At 43.8% G+C, this 17,515-nt stretch carries 8 protein-coding genes and 3 pseudogenes; 1 reads left to right on the top strand and 10 read right to left on the bottom strand.

Features of this window, described 5'->3' with window-relative positions; translation table 11 throughout:
• Positions 1-97: 97 nt before the first annotated feature.
• From MAQA_RS06060 to gltB, 5 genes and pseudogenes are all read right to left on the bottom strand, one after another.
• Positions 98-2,778 (bottom strand): annotated as a pseudogene (locus tag MAQA_RS06060) (sigma-54-dependent transcriptional regulator).
• 93 nt (positions 2,779-2,871) lie between these two features.
• Entirely contained in the window at positions 2,872-4,038 is a 1,167-nt protein-coding gene (locus MAQA_RS06055; protein WP_052008493.1) for a DEAD/DEAH box helicase, read from the bottom strand.
• Between the two features lie 92 nt (positions 4,039-4,130).
• Positions 4,131-5,120: a Gfo/Idh/MocA family protein gene (locus MAQA_RS06050; protein WP_036072335.1), complete on the bottom strand. Its 990-nt coding sequence runs from the start codon at positions 5,118-5,120 to the stop codon at positions 4,131-4,133.
• Positions 5,121-5,249: 129 nt separating this feature from the next.
• Positions 5,250-6,719, bottom strand: a complete 1,470-nt coding sequence (locus MAQA_RS06045) for a glutamate synthase subunit beta (protein ID WP_036072287.1) — start codon at positions 6,717-6,719, stop codon at positions 5,250-5,252.
• Between the two features lie 17 nt (positions 6,720-6,736).
• A pseudogene (gltB, locus tag MAQA_RS06040) lies at positions 6,737-11,334 on the bottom strand (glutamate synthase large subunit).
• A gap of 182 nt (positions 11,335-11,516) precedes the next feature.
• Here gltB and gltC point away from each other — a divergent pair.
• Positions 11,517-12,407, top strand: a complete 891-nt coding sequence (gene gltC, locus MAQA_RS06035; protein WP_036072285.1) for a glutamate biosynthesis transcriptional regulator GltC — start codon at positions 11,517-11,519, stop codon at positions 12,405-12,407.
• 122 nt (positions 12,408-12,529) lie between these two features.
• Here the strand turns inward: gltC and MAQA_RS06030 are convergent, their stop codons facing one another.
• The 5 genes and pseudogenes from MAQA_RS06030 to MAQA_RS16380 all read right to left on the bottom strand — a co-directional run bounded on the left by MAQA_RS06030 (position 12,530) and on the right by MAQA_RS16380 (position 17,515).
• Complete coding sequence (locus MAQA_RS06030) at positions 12,530-13,048, bottom strand: GNAT family N-acetyltransferase (RefSeq protein ID WP_036072283.1); 519 nt, start codon at positions 13,046-13,048, stop codon at positions 12,530-12,532.
• Between the two features lie 2 nt (positions 13,049-13,050).
• Positions 13,051-14,154, bottom strand: a complete 1,104-nt coding sequence (locus MAQA_RS06025; RefSeq protein WP_241463130.1) for an iron-containing alcohol dehydrogenase family protein — start codon at positions 14,152-14,154, stop codon at positions 13,051-13,053.
• 83 nt (positions 14,155-14,237) lie between these two features.
• Positions 14,238-15,278 (bottom strand): sensor histidine kinase, encoded by a 1,041-nt coding sequence (locus MAQA_RS06020; RefSeq protein ID WP_036072279.1) that lies wholly within the window; start codon positions 15,276-15,278, stop codon positions 14,238-14,240.
• A 15-nt stretch (positions 15,279-15,293) separates the two neighbouring features.
• A complete protein-coding gene (gene ade / locus MAQA_RS06015) occupies positions 15,294-17,030 on the bottom strand; it encodes an adenine deaminase (protein ID WP_036072276.1) in 1,737 nt (578 codons plus the stop codon).
• Positions 17,031-17,044: 14 nt separating this feature from the next.
• Positions 17,045-17,515: pseudogene (locus MAQA_RS16380) on the bottom strand (hypothetical protein).

Here is a 17,515-nt window from a genome sequence, read left to right as displayed (position 1 = left end):
AAATGCAAGTTTTATGCCAATGAAAACAGCGTCACACCAGGTTTTTAGATTCTTTTTACAAGAAGGTGAAGTGTGTAGAAGCTACACACTTCACAGTTTAAGCTTCTACTCGATTAGCGAGCATCATTTGTGTTAAATACGCGATCTCAGATTGCGGAACCGTAATTTGATATTCACGTTCCACATTTTCCATCATTTGTTGTGTCACTTGCATTTCCACCAAGTGCTTTTTAGCAAATTCGTTCAAGTCAGGAAATTCCCGGTCAACTGCTCCAAGACGCATCCGCTCAATCAAGAACGCCATGTGTAAAATCATCCCAATATCAACGCCAGGTTCAAGAATCAAATTCAATTGAATTTGTAGTTCCGAAATCAGCTTCCGCAAAAAGTAAACCAAATCCTCTACAGAATCAACTGCTTTAAGATTCCCCGAAAGAGAAGCAATCAATTTTTCATAAGGGACTTCATCACTGATAATTCGCTTCGCAATATCCAAGCCATCATCAGAAAAGACTTCTAACGCACTGAAAAACGGGATATCCTGATATTCAAACTCAACAGAACCCATAATTGCTAGAATATGGAATTCCTCTTTCAATTGATCGATCCGTTCACGGAAAGCATCCTTATGCAAGAATTGTAAAATGATAATCTCCACTTTACTTTCATCAATAATCGGGGCAATTCGTTTCCGCAGCTGTTCTGCAACGCCTTCACCCGTAAAACAAGTCAAAACAACCGCATTTTTAACCGGCTTAGCGCGTAGCGCATGCGCTTTATATTTATTTTCAAATAGCTGCTGACAGCTTTGATAAATATCCTCTAACCCTCGTCCGAGTGAAGCTTTTCGAATTGCTTCTAAAACAACTGGCGTGCTCGTCATCGTCACTGTTTTTGTCCGAATCCCGAGTTCTTCCACCAACATATTTCCAAAAGAAGCAAGAGAACCCATGTCGGATAAAATGAGCAAGCCTTTTTGCGGGTCCAGTTTCAAAACACGATTTTTCACTTTTTCATACATCGTTTTGACATCCATCGTAAGTGGCATATCAATGGCCGTTCCCGTTTCAATACTAAGAAGCTCTTGGACCGTTTCAACCATACTTGTTGCAGTACTTCGACCATGCATCAATACGAGAACTTCCACTTGTGCTTCACTGCTTACAAACATCGAATCCACCACTTCAGCCGTCAAGAACATGGTTAAAAAGCCTATTTCATCAAAGGGAATTTCAATTTGAAGCGCTTGCTCAATCATCGCTGAAAGCTCAATTGCCGCTTGGAATTCCTTCGGATATTTTTTTTCGAACGTTATTCAAATCCGGATGCACAATGTGCTTTTGCTCTCGAATCCGCTCAATTGTACTTTGCAAGTGAAGCGCAAAAGCAAACCTCATCTTATCATTATAACTGCGCTCAAGCCGTTTTTCCGCAACGTGATAAACCGCTTCCGTTAACTCCCAAATAGCAGGATCAATGATTTCTTTCGCAGTCTGTTGCGTAGGGAGTTGCTCCATGTAATCATGAAAGTATTGATCGACATCTACATAAAGTTCCGCTTCAAGCTCGCTACCATCTTTCCCTTCTTTGAGCAACTCCTCAGCGCGATCTTGAATCGCTTGATAAACATCATCTACTTCTACTACAAGATCTGGACCCGGTTCACTCGCATCAGCAAATTTGAAAATCGTCTTATTCACATCGATTAAACGATTTAGTTTTTCTGGTTCATCCTTCATGTGTAGTAAACCTTTTTGAACATGAATGGGTAAATCATCTTGCTCAATCAAAATATAATTGGCAGCTTTTGTCTTATAATGCAAGAAAGCCTTTGCACAAGCAAGTTTCAAATCGCGTTGCAGTTGCCCAACGTTTGCGCTTGCATGGTAAAGCAAGAACGCAATCAAAGCTTGCCGGTGCACACGAATTGACTGATTGAGTCTCCTTGCTTCCTGCTTCAAAAAGAATTCCACTAACTGGTAGCGCTCTTCCATGCTCCGTTCAGCGAGTTGCGGCAAAGTAATCGTCATGGGAATCCGCCGCGTAAATGTTTCAAGTAAAAAATTATCTGGAGATTCCGTTGTCGCACCAATGATCTCGACTTGTGCGCGGTGCACTTTCGAGCTTTCTCCAAGCGGCCTGAACTCTCCCTTATCAATAAACGTAAACAACATTTCTTGCCCTTCTGGCGGCAAGCGATGAATCTCATCTAAGAACAAAATTCCACCATCAGCCTGCGCAAGAAGCCCATCACGTGTTTCTTCCGCACCTGTATAAGCACCTTTTACGACACCAAAAATATGCCCAAATAAAAGTTGCGGGTTTTGAGCGTAATCGGCACAGTTAAAAGAAATAAACGGGGCATCTTGCGGGATCACCGCCGATTCGCGAGCAAATTCATACATGCATTCGGCAAAAAGAGATTTCCCTGTTCCCGTTTTTCCTAAAATTAAAGTGTGTAAACCATTCGGCGGATAAAGAATGGCCGCCTTCGCTTGCTGGATGCTGATCTTCAAACTTTGATCCGACCCGATCAAGCGATCAAAAGCCGTTGCATCCCCTTTTTCGCGTTTTGCTTCAGCAAGCGCATTTTTCAAAGTTTCGTAATAAACAGGTTTTCCTGGAAGCTTCTTGATCTTGTTTTCTTTAAACAAATCGTTCAGATAACGGCTGACATTGGCACGATCCATGTTGAGTTTACTAGCTACGTCAACCGCAGTCGTTTTTTTGATTCAGCTCATCTAAGAAGGCTAAAACTTCCTCTTTTCTACTCGCCATCCTCTTCGCTCCTTTAAACGCTATGCCCCCATTATACACTTTTACACACATAAGTCGCAATAGCCGTTTTTAAGCAAGAAAAAAACCGCCAAATCAGCGGTTTCTCTTCTTCGTATTCTTTGTCACTTTGTTTTCCTTTGCATCTTCTGGAGAAACAAGCTTGCCGCCAAAAAAGCGAACTGCAAGAGCTGACTTTCCGAGCTCCTTCAAATACTGCTTCAGCGACCGAAGCTCCCGTTGGTTTACAAACGACAGCACCGTTCCCGCTTTCCCCATCCGACCCGTTCTTCCTGCCCGGTGTGTGTATTCCCTTGCACTTTCCGCAAGATCATATTGAATCACATAAGGTAAATCTGGAATATCTAGACCACGAGCCGCAATATCTGTTACTACTAAATATTGTAACTTTCCTGCCTTAAATTCGCGCAATACTTTTTGCCTGGTTTCTTTACGTAAATCCCCATGAATCCCCGCAGCCGAAACGCCATCAAATTGAAGTTTTTCAAGCAAAATATCCATCCGCGGCTTATCGCGCACAAACACAAGTGCTTGCATCCCTTCCACTTGAGCGATCCGCCGTATCAAGCTCGCCTTCTCGCGATTTTCCACTTCCATGTAAAGATGCGTTACATTTTCCGTTGCTCGCGATGTCGGCTTCACTTCCATTTCGACGGGATCCCGCTCAAATTGCCTGAAAAAACAATCCGGATCTAAAGGACGCGTCGCAGAAGCGAGCACTAACTGCACATCCCGCTTCGCATGGCGGACAATATCCATCGTCATCCGGCTATTTTCTTTTGTTAACAACTGATCTGCCTCATCAAGTGTAACCACCTGCACACTGTGCATCTTCACTTTTTTTCGTTCGATTAATTCTAGCAACCGTCCCGGTGAAGCCACAATAATTTGCGGCTTTTTCTTGAGTCGTTCGAGTTGCCTTTTTATGTTAGCCCCGCCAATAATTGGCATCACAGAAATCTTCTTATCAGCATCTAAAAACAAACGGATCGCATCCGCAATTTGCATCACAAGTTCATGACTTGGCGCGAGAACAAGCCACTGCAGTTCCGGTTTCGCTTCGATTTTTTCAAGAATCGGAAGCGTATAGGCAACCGTCTTCCCCGTTCCAGTTGGCGAAATCGCAAGCGCATCACTTCCTGCTTTAAGCACTCCGTAAAGAGCTGTTTGAATCTCCGTTGGCTCATCAAAACCATTCGCCGTAAAAGCCTTCTGCCAGCGCTCCATTAAATTCTCTTCCATGCGTATACTCCTTTTTCTTCTATCATTCCATCATCATACCACAAAAAACAAGTCGCTTCACCCCTCTTTCAGGAAAAGCGACCTGAGTTTACTTACTTTTCTGCATCGAAATAAATATCATTTTGATGGCGAAGTTCATTTGAAAGTTTTAAAACCTGTATACTTAAATCCCGAAGCGCCTCATAAGCACTTTGATCTTTTTTTTCAATAATTTTAGCAAAACGGCCCGCTTCAAACTGCATATCATTTTCAACGATCGGCTCAGCCAGTTCAAGCACTTCTTCGCCGTGATTTCCGTGAAATGACAACTTTTCAATCGAGGTAAGAGGTTCAATCAAAAGCGTGCCTTTTTCACCATAAATCTCACTATTTAAAAATGACGTTGAGTTTTTCCCTTGAATGATTGTGACATTAAAATCCCCATATTCCAAAATAATAGGTCCATTCGCATCAACACCCGTCCGCATTTTTGTTGCAAAGTAATGAGCTGCTTTTGGTTCCCCAAACAGCGCAACCGCAGAATAAAGTGGATAAACACCAAGATCCGTAAGCGATCCTCCTGAAAAATGTAACGAGAAAATATTCGGTTCTTGCCCAGAAAGCACCTGATCATACCGTGAAGAATATTTCATGTAAGCAAGCGTAGCCCCGTGCAATTTACCCACTTTTCCAAGATTTTCCTGTAAAATTTTAAAGTTTGGTTCTTGAATGTGCCGAGCTGCTTCAAATAAAAAGACGTCATTTTCTTTCGCAACTTGGTGTGCCTCGGAAAGTTCACGAACCGTTGAAAAAATAGGTTTTTCAACAATCACATGCTTGCCAGACTTCAAAAATTGAAGCGCATGCTCAAAATGCAGGCCATTAGGCGAAGCAATATAAACCCCATCAATCGCATCACTAAGCGCCATACTTCCAATATCTGTAAAAAGTTCTTGTGTCGCTCCATATTTTTTAGCAAAGTCTGCCGCTTTTTCCATCGTTCGTGAGTAGACCGCTCGTAGTTCCCATTCTCCTGAGCGCGTAGCCCCATCAATAAAAGAATCTGTAATCCAATTCGTCCCAACTATTCCAAGTTTTAGCATAATTCGCTCCCCCAATCATTCATTTCCCCTTTAGTATAACCTAAAAAAGCTTTTTTTACCCGCAAGAAAAACGGACACTAAAAGCCTTCCGCTTCCAAGTGCCCGCTATCCCTTTATCTTTCTTCCGCCTCACGGTAAAAAAGTTTCTCCCATCAAATAAAAATCCACTTCCCTTGCCGCTTCACGACCTTCTGCAATAGCCGTTACAACAAGACTTTGACCATAGCGAGCATCCCCACAAGCAAAAATTCCTTCTTCGCTTGTTCTGTAAAATCCCTTCGCTGCTTCAATTGTCTGTTGCTTCGTCTTCTTCACCTTAAAGTTTTCGAAAATCGCATCTTCCGCTCCTTCAAAGCCCGCCGCAATTAACACCATATCCGCATCCAAAATGCGTTCTGAATTTGGCACTTCTCGGTAGCGTTTAGTCTCCTCATCTCGTTCAACTTGCACCGTCCGGATCCCCGTCACTTCACAAGCCTCATTCTTTACAAAACTCACTGGACTTAGCAAATATTCACGCGGATCCATTCCGTACACTGCTTCTGCTTCTTTGTGGGCATAGTCCATTTGAAAAACATGGGGGTATTCCGGCCAAGGATTATTTTCCGATCGTTCTTCCTCAAGCTTTCCGCGCCTTCCCAACTGCAAAATAGATTTTGCTCCTTGACGAAGCGCTGTTGCTACACAGTCTGCTCCCGTGTCTCCACCGCCGATAATAATCACTCTTTTTCCAGCAGCCGAAAGCGACTGTTCCGTTTTATTTAAAAGCAAATCCCGAATACTCGCCGTTAAATATGGCACTGCCAAATGAATCCCTTTACTATCACGATTTGGGACAGCCACTTCACGTGGCTTCCCAGCACCAGTTGCCAAAACGAGTGCATCGAAATCCCGTTTCAATTCCTGAAAAGAAAGATCCTTCCCGCAGTCCACATTAGTCACAAAACGAATCCCTTCTGCTTCAAGCAATTGGACGCGTCTTGATACACTTTCTTTATCCAGCTTCATCGTTGGGATACCATACATTAAAAGCCCACCAATACGATCACTTTTTTCGAACACCGTAACAGTATGCCCCGCTTGATTGAGCTGATCGGCACAAGCAAGACCTGCTGGCCCAGAACCAATCACTCCAATTTTCTTTTCCGTCCGCACTTTCGGTGGAGTCGGCTTAATCCAACCTTCAGCAAACCCTCGGTCAATAATAGCCCGTTCAATGGACTTAATTCCCACTGCCGGTTCCGAAATGGCTACCGTACAACTCCCTTCACAAGGAGCTGGACAAACACGCCCAGTGAATTCCGGAAAGTTATTTGTTTTAAGCAAAAGCTCAAGTGCCTCTTTCCAGTCCCCCCGGTAAACCGCATCATTCCATTCCGGAATTAAATTATGGAGCGGGCATCCCGATACCCCATTTTTAATTTCCATCCCAATGCTGCAAAAAGGAACCCCACAATCCATACAGCGAGCAGCTTGAATCTTTAAATCCGCTTCTTCAAGTGGCAAGCTATATTCATTCCAATCCCGTACCCGTTCTTTTGGTTTCCTGACTGGCGTTTCAATTCGATCATACTCCATAAAGCCCGTCGCTTTTCCCATTTTCGTTCTCTCCTTTCCTAACGAACCTGTTTCGCATTCTCTCTTGTGCTTTCATAAAAAGCCGCGAGCTCTGCTTCCTCGGCGTCATCAAATCGTTCCGTCAAATCCGCAATCCGCTTGCGCATCGCCTCATACTCAGTCGGGATTACATATACGAAGTTGTTCACTTCTGATTCAAAATCAAGCAAAATAGCGCGAGCCATCTCGCTTCCCGTTGCCTCCACATGTCGCTCTAATAAATCACGTAATTTCGCTTGTTCACTTTGAGCGAACTGACTCCTTACACTAACCAGTTCTGGATTTATTTTTCCTTCAAGCGTAGCAAAATCCTTTGCGTAGAGATAAGCGATTCCTCCGCTCATTCCCGCAGCAAAATTCGCACCAATGTCACCAAGGACAACTACCGCTCCGCCAGTCATATATTCGCAGCCATTATCTCCAATACCTTCAACAACCGCTTCCGCCCCGCTATTTCGAACCGCAAAACGTGCACCCGCTTTTCCAGCAAGATAAGCTTCCCCGAGAGTCGCACCATATAGCACGACATTCCCAGCAATTGCAGATGAATGCGGATCAACAGGAGTTCGCGCGTCATGAAATGCAATCAATTTCCCACCTGAAAGACCTTTTCCAAAATAGTCATTGGTATCACCTTCTACACGAAGCGTCATGCCTTTTGGAGCAAATGCGCCGAAGCTTTGCCCAGCAGACCCTTTAAATGTAAAACGAATCGTATCGTCTGGAAGTCCCGCCTCGCCGTATTTCTTGCTGATTTCTGACCCCACTATCGTTCCCACTGCTCGGTCGATGTTATGAATTACGAAACTTTGTTCCACTTTTTCACCCGATCGGAGCGCCGGTTCAGCCGCTGATCGCAAGAAGCGCTCATCCAAAGTTTCCTCCAGCTGATGATTCTGACCTTTCGTACAAAATTGATCGGCCGCTTGGTAAAATGCATCCGTATAGAGTAAATTGGAAAAATCGAGATACTTCGCTTTCCAATGTTCCTGTTTACGCACCGTTTCTTTAAGATATTCTTTGTGCCCAATAATTTCATCCAAATTTCGAACACCAAGTTCAGCCATCAACTGCCGCATTTCTCCTGCGATAAATTTGAAAAACTGAACAACATAATCCGCCGATCCAGCAAATTTCTTTCTTAATTCTGGATTTTGAGTAGCGACCCCAACCGGACAAGTATCCATGTGACAAACCCGCATCATAACGCATCCCAAAGTCACAAGTGGCGCCGTTGCAAAGCCAAATTCTTCTGCGCCAAGCATGGCCGCAACTAAGACATCTTTCCCTGTCATCAACTTCCCATCCGTTTCAAGCACTACTTTATTTCGTAAATCATTTAAAATTAAGGTTTGCTGCACTTCCGCAAGTCCAATTTCCCAAGGTAAACCGGCATGACGAATACTACTTCTTGCTGCCGCGCCAGTGCCCCCTTCATAGCCACTTACAGAAATCACATCTGCTTTTCCTTTAGCCACCCCAGCCGCAATCGTTCCAACGCCTGTTTTAGAAACTAATTTCACACTAACTCGCGCACTTGGATTCGCGTTTTTTAAATCGAAAATCAATTGGGAAAGATCCTCGATGGAATAAATATCATGGTGAGGCGGTGGGGAAATGAGCCCCACTCCTGTTGTTGAACCACGCGTTTTTGATATCCAAGGATAGACTTTACCACCAGGAAGGTGCCCACCTTCCCCTGGTTTCGCGCCTTGTGCCATTTTGATTTGCAATTCCGATGCATGAACGAGGTAGTGGCTAGACACTCCAAAGCGACCAGAAGCGACTTGCTTAATCGCACTGCGTTTTGAGTCTCCATTCGCATTTTGGATAAAACGCGCTGGATCTTCTCCGCCTTCCCCGCTGTTACTTTTCCCGCCGATCCGGTTCATCGCAATCGCGAGGGCTTCATGTGCTTCTTGGCTGATCGAGCCATAACTCATTGCACCCGTTTTAAAGCGTTTGAAGAGACTTTCTTCCGGCTCCACCTCATCAAGTGAGATAGGCTTTCTCCCCGTTTCTAGCTTCAAAAGGCCCCGCAAGAACGCTTGATTGTGATTTTCCATTAAATCTCGGTAAAGTTCGTAAGCTTCCTGATCACCTTCGCGTGTTGCTCGTTGCAATGAATGAATCGCAAGTGGGTTAAACACATGATATTCGCCGCCGTTTGCTCGGTATTGATACTCACCACCTGAATCTAGCGTCTTACTATCTACACCTTGTGCATGAAAAGCTTTCCGGTGGCGTAACCAGGCTTCTTCTGCAATCACGGCAAGCGGAATCCCTGAAAGTTTGCTCGCCGTCCCCGTAAAATACTTTTCAATCACTTCTTTAGAAAGACCGATCGCCTCAAAAATTTGTGCGCCACGATAGCTTTGCACGGTAGAAATACCCATCTTGGACATCACTTTTAAAAGCCCATCCGTTAGCGCTTCAAGATAACGTGTTTCAGCTTCCGCATGACTAAAACCTTCGATTCGACCGCGTTCAATTTGACTGTGAAACAGCTCAATCGCCAAGTAAGGGAAAACGGCATCTGCACCGTAACCGATTAAAAGCGCTGTATGGTGCACATCGCGCGCTTCCGCCGTTTTTACAATAATACTCGCTTTAGTACGTAAACCGAGACGTGTTAAATAGTGATGCAAGCCGCTTGCCGCAAGAAGCGCAGGGATCCCGATCCACTCCTCGCCGACCCCTTCATCCGTCAAAATAAGTAAAGAACTCCCGCTCTCTTCAATCGCGACTCTAGCCTCTTCAAAAAGCCGTGCCAAAACTTCATCCAGCTCGTTTCGTTCCTCAGGACGGAAAAGAATCTTTAGAACCGTTGTTTTTGTGCTAAATTTCGTTTGATTTTTAAGGGCCTCAAACTCAAGGCGAGAAAGCACAGGGGTCGTTAAACGGATTCTGTTGGCATTTTCGCCACTTGGCTCAAGAATATTCCCTTCATCGCCCAAAAGTGTCATCGTCGAGATCACCGCTTGCTCCCGCAACCCGTCAATCGGTGGATTCGTCACTTGGGCAAATAATTGCTTAAAGTAATGAAAGAGGAGCTGTGGGCGATTCGAAAGAACGGCAAGTGGAGCATCATAACCCATTGCCCCTGTTGGATCTTTTTTTTTCTACAACCATCGGAATTAAAATTTTATTGAGTTCATCTTGCGTATAGCCAAATGCTTGTTGAAGCTTGAGTAATTCCGCATGCTCATATTTTTCAGAAGGCAAATTTTCCTTTTTAGTGAGTTCCTTTAAATCTGTTAAATGATTATCGAGCCACTCCCGGTACGGAGCTTCGTGCATAATTTTTTGTTTCAATTCTTCATCTGAAATGATTCGTCCTTCTTCAAGATCAATCAACAGCATTTCGCCAGCGCCAACGATTTCTTTTTTTTATGATATCCTCAGGTTCAACAGGGATCACACCTGTTTCAGAAGAATAAATGATTGTGTGATCCTTCGTTTCATAGTAGCGCGCGGGGCGCAGTCCGTTTCTATCGAGAATCGTACCGATCACCCGTCCATCAGTGAAGGAAATTGAAGTGGGACCATCCCAAGGCTCCATGAGCGTTGCATGATACGCATAGAAGTCTCGCTTATAGTCTTTTAACTGCTCGTTTTTATCCCAAGGTTCTGGAATTAACATCATCGCCGCGTGGGGCAAACTGCGCCCGGTTTGAACAAGGAATTCAAGTGCGTTATCGAGCGTAGCGGAATCGCTCCCCCTTTCATCAATGATAGGTTGGACAAATTCGAGTTTTTCCTGTAAAAGAGCACTTTTCACTCGCTTTTCACGAGCCTTCATCCAGTTGATATTCCCACGCTGAGTGTTGATTTCTCCGTTGTGTACCAAATAACGATACGGGTGCGCCCGCTCCCAGCTTGGAAACGTATTCGTTGAAAAGCGCGAATGAACTAGCGCAAATGCCGAAGTATACGCTGGATCTGCCAAATCTAGGTAATAAGCGCTAATTTGTTCTGGGGTAAGCATTCCTTTATAAATAATCGTCCGCGTCGACAAACTTGGGACATAAAAAGTTTCTTTGATTTCGGCATCATTTTGTGCAAAATTTTCAATTCGGCGACGTATCACATAGAGCTCCCGTTCAAATGCACGTTCCGTTAAATTAGCTTCTTTCTCGATAAAAACTTGATAAATGGCTGGCTCCTTTTTCCGAGCACGCTCACCAATTTGACTTGAATCAACAGGTAGTGCCCGAAATCCTAAGAAAGTTTGCCCAGCTTCATCAATGATCGTGACAAGTTTTTCCATCAAGCGCTTTCGCTCGGATTCAGATTTAGGGAAATTCAGCATTCCAATCGCATAGTGGTGACGCCTAGGAAGCACGATTCCAAGGTTACCGCAAACTTTTCGGAAAAATGAATCCGAAATTTCAAGTAGAATTCCTGCCCCATCGCCCGTATCACCGCCAACTTCACCACCGCGGTGTTTCAACTGGCCAAGCATATGAATCCCGTCTGTTACAATTTTATGGCTTGACTTATTTTTTACATTCGCCACAAAACCAATTCCGCAAGCATCGTGTTCATCACGTGGATCGTAAAGTCCATGCGGCTCCGGCATCCCAAGCTTCTTCATTGAAATTCCTCCTTCATTTCTTCCATTTATATGAATAAACTAAATTAATAGAAAATTTAACCCTCTTCATCAAAAATCATCCTTTAAAAGGGGTATTTTCTATTTTAGCGCTTTTCATTTATCGAAACAATATATATAATAGAATAAAACTATCTCTTTTTGAGAATGATAGGAGCTTGAAAATGGAACTACGTCAATTAAAATATTTTATGGAAGTAGCCCGTGTGGAGCACATGACGCAAGCCTCGGTCAATCTGCATGTAGCCCAATCTGCCGTTAGTCGTCAAATTATGAAACTCGAAGAAGAACTCGGCGTAGCTTTATTTGAGCGCGTCGGACGAAATATGCGCTTAACTTCTATCGGCGCAAGCTTTCTTGAGCAAACAAAACGTGCCATGCATGAGCTTCAAAAGGCAGAAGCACTTGTCACGGAATATTCAAATCCTGACATCGGAACCGTTCAGCTTGGACTTCCTAATTCACTAGCTCCGCGTGTCCTTCCTTCCGTCATCAGTGCCTTCCGAAAGAAATATCCGCAAATCACCTATGAATTCCGCGAAGGCTCAAATGCAGAGTTAGTGGCGATGGTTCGCTCTGGCGAACTGGATTTGACTTTTCTTTCCCCCCTTCAAGCTGAAAACGATATCTTCACGTCCACGCGTTTTTTCGATGAAGAACTGAAACTCATTGTTCCATCTAGTCATCCACTCGCTTCTAAAACCTGCGTTTCTTTAAAAGAGTTGGCACAAGAAAAATTCATTCTTTACCCTGAAGATTTTAATTTATATCAAATCGTGACAGATGCCGCCCAAAATAAAGGCTTTGTGCCCGAAGTGGCCTTCAGCAGCCAAGATTTCTATACCATACAAGGCCTTGTTGGTGCCGGACTAGGCATTAGCATTCTGCCTGAAATGATTCTTGACGGAGCCGTTTTTAAAAATACAAAGAGCCTTTCCTTCACCGACTCAGAACTTCACAGATCTGTTGGCATCATCAAAACCAAAAAACGCAAACTTGCTCCATCCGAAGCTTTATTTCATCAATTTATTCTCGACTTCTTTTCCAAAAAGTAAATGGGTTGAGACATAAAAACAAAAAAAAGAACAGAATCGTCAAAATTTCCATTTTGCAAATGGTTCCATTGACCGATTTCTGTTCTTTTAGTTTGGCTAGTCTGCCTCATGTCTAAGCCTCTTTACTCCATCTCCAAAAATGGCTGCGGATAGATCAATTTCCCGGCTACCCCTTCGAGATTTTGCCCCGGAAACCCAAGCACCATCCAGTGCTCCTCATCAACAGGAAACGGGGCTTCAATTCCATAAATCTTAGCTTTTTGAAAGCCAAAGCGTGAATAAAAGGATGCATGACCTAAAACACTAATCCCCGGAAAGCGAGCCTTCCTCGCAGACGTAATCCCTGCTTCAACTAGCTTCGAGCCAATTCCCTGATGCTTTTTACTGGTTAAGACAGCAAGTGGGGCTAGCACAAGAATCTCTTGATTTTGATTTTCTTGTGCGATGCTTGCCTTCGTAAGTAAAAGAAAGCCAGCGACTTCGCCTGATTCAAGCTCCGCGACAAGCGCAAGTTCCGGCAAATAAGCCTCCGTTTCACGCAATTTTTCCACTAAATTCGCTTCAAGTGGACTCGGAAAAGCATCTTCTAGCAAGGCTCTAATCGATGCTCTATCCACATATTTTTCCGGACGAATCTTCATCTTTATTGCACCTTAATAGCTGGCACATACTGTTCCAGTTTATCCATAGCATCTCGAACCACAATTGGTGTCACCGTTTGCGGCATCAAATGAATCATCTCACCATCTCGCGCTGCTCGCTCGGCTACCTGCTGCAATTCATTTTCTGTGATATCTAGAAGCCCTAATTCAGTGAGAGAAGCAGGCAATCCTAGTTTCTTGTAAAAAGGCAAAAGTGCGTCAATCTCATCGAACTTTTCTTCAATGACAAGCTGGATCAAAATGCCGTAAGCGACTTTGAGTCCGTGCAAAACATCGTGCGACTTTTCAAGAAGCGTTAGTGCATCATGAATAGAGTGTGCCCCGGCAGTTCGACCGTATTTATCCCCAAAGCCGCCAACCATTCCAGCAAGCATAATATTCGTTTCAACGACTTTCACAAAGGCTGTCCCAAGTTCATGCCGCTCCATCTCGGCAAGCGCCACCTCACTAAAGCGAAGCAAATCATCGCGACATTTTCGCGCGGCAAACGCGGCCACTTCGATTGCCGTCGTTTTTTCGGGAAGTTCAGCAATCACAACATCTGCCTCATACCATTTCGCAAGCGTATCCCCAATTCCAGCGACGAGAAGCTCCTTAGGCGAGTCTAAAATAATCGCTGGATCTAACAAAACAAGCGCATTACTGACAGGAAAAATATCAAACTGGATCATCTCCCCCGTTTCTGTATACATCACGCTAAGGGGCGTATAAGCCGCACAAGTAGAGGCAAGTGTTGGGAGCATAATAACAGGCACGCGGGAAACAAAAGCAGCTGCCTTGGCTAAATCAGAGACCTTTCCGCCTCCAACAGCAACAATGGCTTCAATTTGTTCGGCTTCCATTTTTTCCTTCAAAGCATCCCTTGCTTCATATGTAACTTGACCGCCGTATTCGACAAATGTCGTTTCAAAGTTTGATAAGTCTGGAAATTGGTTTCGTACAGCTTCCCAAGATGCACGTCCATGCAACACTAGTATTCGGTTCAGCTTCCTACGCATCAAATGTTCAGGAAGCTTCTCCCAAGCTCCTACACTTGATACATACTCTGCTGGTGCACCGCGAACAATTAATTCCTCTGTCATAATAAATCCCTCCACTTCGCTAGTTTTTCTCCATATTGTAAACAAAGAACCAGACCCCGTCAAGTAGAGACAAGGACTGGTTTTTATCATTCTTTTGCAACAAGCAAATAATCATCTTTTTGTTCAAACGTTAATATAAGTTCTGTAAAGACACCCTCTTCAGAACGGATTTCAAGTGCATGATCCAATTTTTTCGACATTTGTTTAGCCAAATAAAGACCCATCCCCGTTGCCTTTTTTTCTTGCCTACCGGTGGAACCAGTAAAGCCTTGCTCAAAGACGCGCGGCAAGTCTTCTGGATTAATCCCTCTCCCATTGTCGCGAATATGAAGTTGCGTCGTACTCGTGCAAGACTTATCACACCAGATTTTAATCACGCCGCCCTCTTCAGTATATTTCAGCGCGTTTGAAAGCAGTTGATCCAGTATAAAACCTAGCCATTTGCTATCCGTTCGAACATCAAAATCGACCTCATCTAGTTCTAAGCGTTTATGTTCGGAAATAAAAAATTTGGAATGTCGCTTGATGGCTTCTCGGACTATCGTGCCAAGATTTTGTTCTTGGATGAAGTAGTCTTTTGCAAAGGTATCTAGCCTTGAGAAGTAAAGAGCTTGCATGACGAGCTGATCCACACGATCCAGTTCTTCATCCACTTTTTCAAAAATCGTTTTCGTATCATTCAAATCTGGATTTTTGATTAGCATTTTACTGGCGACAAGTGGCGTTTTCACTTCGTGTACCCAGTAAAGAATAAAATCATGATATTCTTCCTGTTTATCAACAAGCGCGGTCACTTTCTTTTGCTCTTCTCGATGCTTTTTTCGCATCAGTTCATTAAAGAAAGCTTGCTCACTCGTGCGTGGTTTCGGTAACAGCTCAATGACATTTTCTTCAATTTCGCCATCAACAAGATCCTTCATTTCTTTCCAGTAACGATACTTAAAACTATAGCCGAGTATTAAATAGGCCACTAAAAATAAGAAAACGAATATATATAAATAAATGATGTTCCCAATCGTGAGTTTGCTGTTGGGATCGATATAAATAAGTAGTCCGATAAAACACATCACAACCGCAAAAAACAAAATGAAAAAGCGCTTATCACGGACATACCGCCAAAAAGTCATAGCAAGCCCTCCTTTCTATTCAGTAATTTCAAGCGGAACAAAGGAAAAAGCTTCGAAATCAAACAACCCCTGATCGGTGAGCTTATATTCAGGAATAACTGGAAGTGTTAAAAATGATAGCGTCAAGAACGGATCAAACCCCTTGGCAGAACTAATGGTTCCAAAAGCTTTTTCTAAACTTTTGAGACAGCGCGCTACTTCTTCAAACGGTTGATCACTGAGTAAGCCCGCGATTCGAAGCGGCAGAATTTCCTCTACTTTCCCATCTGCCACAACAACGATTCCGCCACGAGCTTCCGTTAAAGCTTTGACTGCAAGCTCAATATCAGAATCATTCATTCCAACTGCAACGATATTATGTGAGTCGTGCGCAACCGAAGTCGCAAACGCCCCGCGCGTAAGCCCGAATCCTGAAACGATCCCAAGCCCAACGTTTCCCGTCCCCTTATGCCGTTCCACAACAACCATCTTGGCTAGGTCACGTGCCGAATCTGGCACAAACTCCCCGTCAACTCGGTCAAGCTTCACCTCGAGTTTTTCAGTAAATAAACTATTAGGTAGCATGCCGATCACACGAACATGATCGCTCAAAAGTTTCAGTCGCAAGTCGCTAACTTTCAGCGAATGGCGAATTTCCGGTGAAGTAAAAGTTGTCGTTTTTTTCGGGAAAGCCGCTTCAAACCGTTCACCGTCCGCGACGACCACTTCCCCGCGCTTCATCACTTTTGTAATTTTAACAGTCTCAAGCTCTTCAAGAAACAAGAGGTCGGCTTGGTATCCCGCCGCAACAGCGCCGAGATAAAGGAGATTGTGGCACGCGGCCGCATTGATCGTTGCCATTTGAATCGCCATGATTGGCGAAACTCCATTTTGAATAGCTAGCTTCACATTATAGTTGATCGAGCCTTCAGAAACTAGATCTGGAATCAGTTTGTCATCTGTACAGAAACAAAAACGATGCGAATTTTTTTCGTTTACAGCAGGTAATGTTGCAAGCAAATCACGTGCTACCGTCCCTTCGCGTAGCATGACAAACATGCCAGCACGAACCCGATCGAGTGCTTCCTCAGCCGTTGTACTTTCGTGGTCTGTCCGAATTCCAGCTGCTAAATAATTATTCAAATTTTCACGAGTAAGCCCCGCTCCGTGCCCATCAATTCGGCCACCATGGGTTTTAGCATCGATAATTTTCTGTAAAATATCTTTCGCACCAGAAGCAACCGAAGGAAAATCCATAACTTCTGCTAGTCCAATCACATTTTCTCGATTATAAAGTGCTCGTAAACTTTCTGCATCAAGCGTTGCTCCATTATTTTCAAACGGTGTTGCTGGTACAGAAGAAGGCAGCATCACAAACATATCGAGAGGAGAGCCTTTTGCTTCTTCAAGCATATAATCAATCCCTGCTGCTCCGGCAACATTAGCTATTTCATGTGGGTCAGTTACAATCGTAGTTACCCCGTTTGGAAGAAGAACCCGTGCCATCTCACTAGGCGGAACCATCGCACTTTCCACGTGAACATGAGCATCAATAAATCCTGGTACAATATAATGACCCTTTGCATCAATGACTTTTTCTGCCTTATGGAATTCACCAATTCCCGCTATGTAACCATTTTTTATCGCAATATCCGCTTCGATAATTTCCGCCGTAAAAACATTGACAATTCGACCATTTTTAATAATGACATCTGCAGGATCTTTATGACTTAGTACATTGATCCGTTCGCGTAAGCTCGTAACTGTTTCCAAAATTTTTCTCTCCTTTATTCCTGTTCTTCAAAAAAGCCTTCATCAGCAAGGTAGCTTTCCGCTTGATCCAGTGATTTAAAGACGGCTTCCACATTTTCATAAGCATACACAATCCACATCTTATTTTCAAAAACAAGTTTTTAAAAGTTCACCCGCATCATTTTGATAAACGAAGGTATCGCCTTCTTGATAAGCCTCGCCATCACTATCCATGTAAGTGATCGCTTGCTCAATAAGCTGGATTAATTTATCTTCAGTCGCCTCGTAAACATTCACGTAGCCTTCTTTATCAAGCACTTCTTCCCCTTCTAGATACGGCGCGTAAACAAAACCATTGCCATTTGGATGAAGATGCTTTACAAGTACCGTTTTATCGCGTTTACTTGCTGGATAGTGATAGTTATAGCGCTTCATCGAAACCGGTTTTTCCTCGAGTACCGTAAAACGAGTAATAATTTTTTCTTTTTCTCTTCAAAGCTTAGCAA

It is taken from the genome of Listeria aquatica FSL S10-1188 (assembly GCF_000525795.1).
Classification (GTDB): Bacteria; Bacillota; Bacilli; order Lactobacillales; family Listeriaceae; genus Listeria; species Listeria aquatica.
The sequence above is the reverse complement of the archived record's forward strand: the minus strand, read 5'-3'. Positions and strand labels throughout refer to the sequence as shown.

What these genes read in the sequence shown, in the direction of transcription:
- MAQA_RS06055 (WP_052008493.1), bottom strand. Translation starts at nt 4,038, where the DNA reads ATGGAAGAGAATTTAATGGAGCGCTGGCAGAAGGCTTTTACGGCGAAT.
- MAQA_RS06050 (WP_036072335.1), bottom strand. Translation starts at nt 5,120, where the DNA reads ATGCTAAAACTTGGAATAGTTGGGACGAATTGGATTACAGATTCTTTT.
- MAQA_RS06045 (WP_036072287.1), bottom strand. Translation starts at nt 6,719, where the DNA reads ATGGGAAAAGCGACGGGCTTTATGGAGTATGATCGAATTGAAACGCCA.
- gltC (WP_036072285.1), top strand. Translation starts at nt 11,517, where the DNA reads ATGGAACTACGTCAATTAAAATATTTTATGGAAGTAGCCCGTGTGGAG.
- MAQA_RS06030 (WP_036072283.1), bottom strand. Translation starts at nt 13,048, where the DNA reads ATGAAGATTCGTCCGGAAAAATATGTGGATAGAGCATCGATTAGAGCC.
- MAQA_RS06020 (WP_036072279.1), bottom strand. Translation starts at nt 15,278, where the DNA reads ATGACTTTTTGGCGGTATGTCCGTGATAAGCGCTTTTTCATTTTGTTT.